2 protein-coding genes and 1 pseudogene are annotated in these 2,689 nt (G+C 57.3%); 2 read left to right on the forward strand and 1 reads right to left on the reverse strand.

Translation table 11 applies throughout. The features are described 5' to 3' along the window. Positions 1-741, reverse strand: a 741-nt coding sequence (locus RTY00_RS23185; RefSeq protein ID WP_312666526.1) for a LysR family transcriptional regulator, incomplete at its 3' end; no start/stop codon positions are given. Positions 742-854: 113 nt separating this feature from the next. On the opposite strand from RTY00_RS23185, the pseudogene RTY00_RS23190 reads away from it, so the two are divergent. Together RTY00_RS23190 and RTY00_RS23195 are read left to right on the forward strand one after the other, a co-directional pair. Beyond that, positions 855-2,000: pseudogene (locus RTY00_RS23190) on the forward strand (serine hydrolase domain-containing protein). Then, positions 1,997-2,689: MFS transporter (locus RTY00_RS23195; protein ID WP_312666527.1), on the forward strand; the 693-nt coding region annotated here is incomplete at its 3' end. The pseudogene RTY00_RS23190 and the gene RTY00_RS23195, both read left to right, overlap by 4 nt.

A 2,689-nucleotide genomic window follows, 5' to 3' on the forward strand; every position in this document is an offset into this window, starting at 1 on the left:
TGCCTCACGAATAGAGAAATCCGGCAGCATGGCAATGCCTAAGCCACGCATGGCAAAGCAGACACGGGTTTCAATGTTGTTACAAATCATGGTGGTGGGCAGTGTCAGTTCCTGTTCATCTTCGTAACCGCGCAGTACCCAGCGCTCAAGCTTGCCCGTGGTGTTGAAGCGATAGTGCAAACAAGCGTGCTGATTCAACTCTTCAGGCGTTTTGGGTTCACCATGCCGGGCCAGATAGTCCGGCGATGCGACTGCAACAGAGTAGGCATAGCCCAGTTTACGCGCCGACAGCCGTGAATCCGTTGGCGGACCGCCGCGCATCACTGCGTCATATCCTTCGGCAATCACATCTACCACGCGATCGCTGAAATCCAGATCGAGCTGAATCTCCGGATATGCCCGCATAAAATCCCCCAATACCGGCAAGATCAGCGATCCTACAATCGGCAGACTTAGTTTCAAACGCCCACTTGGGCGCCCAGCGGCCTGTGACAGTTCACTTTCGGCAGCCTCAATCTCCGCCAAAATGCGGCGACTGCGCTGCAGGAAAAGGGAGCCTTCGGCAGTAAGCGTGATGCTACGTGTGCTGCGGTGAAACAGCCTGACACCGAGTTTCTCCTCCAGCCGCGCCACACTCTTCCCCACCGCAGAAGCAGAGATCCCTAAATGACGCCCGGCAGCAACAAAGCTGCGGGTTTCAGCGACCTGCACGAACACCATAAACCCGTTCAGATTGTCCATTTGATTCCGCCATTGCGGACATTATTGTCCGTTAAGTCGAGAAATATACCCCGCTTTTTCCGTAATTGAGAAGTGGCTACTGTGATGTCATTCATTATTGAGGAGAGAAAAGCATGCAGGGTTTACTTAAGAATGTGATTCAGCAGGCGTTGGACCAGCAGCGTTTAGTCGGGGCCGAGGTGATGGTCGCGCAGCGCGGCGAGATTATTTATCACCAGGCGGCGGGATGGGCCGATCGGGAAAATCAGCGCCCGATGGTGAAAGGGGAGCGTTTCCGTCTCGCGTCGATGAGCAAACTGATCGTTTCCACCGCCGCAATGGTGCTGGTGGCGCAAGGCGAGCTGCAATTGGATGAAGATGTGCAGCGCTAGCTGCCCGGCTTTAAGCCGACGCTGGCAGACGGCAGTGCGGCAACCATTAACTTGCGTCAGTTGCTAAGTCACTGCGCCGGGCTTGGCTATCGTTTTCTGGAGGAGAGTGACGACGGTCCGTATGCGCGAGCGGGCGTGTCGGATGGCATGGACAGGTCTGATTTGACGCTGGCGGAAAATGTACAGCGTATCGGTTCGGTGCCTTTGCTGTTTGCGCCAGGTTCAGCATGGTGTTATTCGCTGGCGATTGACGTGGTGGGTGCGTTGATTGAAAAGGTGCAGCAACAGCCACTGGATAAGGCGGTGCGGGCGCTGGTCACCGGGCCGCTTGAGATGGGCGCCACGGACTTTTTCTTATCGCCAGAACATATCGTAGCCACCGCGTATGTGAACGATTATCCGCAGCCTCATGCGCTCCGCGAAGGTGAATGTGTTGCGCCGTTTGAAGGCACCGTCGGCATCCGATTTAATCCCTCCCGCGTGTATGATCGGCATGCATTTCCTTCCGGTGGAGCTGGGTTGGTCGGAACCGCCAACGATGTGATGCGCCTGCAGGAAACCCTGCGCACGGGCGGCGGGACACTGCTGACGTCGGCCTGGGTGGCGGAAATGGCGCGCGATCAAATTGGTGCACATGAGATTCCAGATTCACCGGGCGTCGGTTTTGGTCTTGGCTTCTCAGTATTGCGCGATCCTGTTCTCGCCGCTTCGCCAGAATCGATCGGTACCTGGCGTTGGGGCGGCGCATACGGGCATGCCTGGTTTGTCGATCCGCTTAAGCAGTTGAGTGTCGTCGCCTTGAGCAACACGCTGTATGAAGGCATGTCAGGCGCGTTTGTTAATGAACTGCGTGACGCGGTGTATCAGGGTTTGTGGGAGGAACAATGAGAGATCGCTTACCGCTGATTCCGTTGCTGGCGCTAAGTCTGGCGGCGTTTGTCACCATTGTTACCGAAGCGCTTCCCGCCGGATTATTGACGCCGATGGCTCAGGATTTTGCCATTTCAGCCGCTGCGGCTGGGCAGAGCATCACCGCCTATGCGGTGGGCTCCTTTCTGGCCGCCATCCCGCTGATGACACTATTGCAAGGAATGCGCCGCCGCCGTTTATTGTTGTTTACGCTGGCCGGTTTTACCGTGGCGAATCTGGTGACGGCCATTGCCCGTGATTACACCTTGCTGCTGGTGGCGCGTGCGATTGCCGGCGCAGCAGCAGGCGTACTCTGGGCGCTGCTGGCGGGCTACGCGGCAGCGATGGCGCCTGCGCAGCAAAAGGGCAAAGCAATTGCCATTGCGATGGCCGGCACGCCACTGGCGCTCTCCATCGGCGTACCGCTTGGCACTTTCGTCGGGAATGCCATCGGCTGGCGCGAGAGTTTTATGGCGCTCAGTGCGTTGTCACTGCTGTTGATGCTGTTGCTGCGTCTGACCGCACCGGAGCAACCGGGACAATCGGCACAGCAACGTAGGCCACTGCGTGCGGTGTCGCGTTTACCCGGCGTGCGAAGCGTATTGTTACTGGTGCTTTGCATCGTGCTGGCGCACAACATTCTCTACACCTATATCTCACCTTTCTTG

This window comes from Pantoea sp. CTOTU49201 (assembly GCF_032054795.1).
Taxonomy (GTDB): domain Bacteria; phylum Pseudomonadota; class Gammaproteobacteria; order Enterobacterales; family Enterobacteriaceae; genus Pantoea; species Pantoea symbiotica.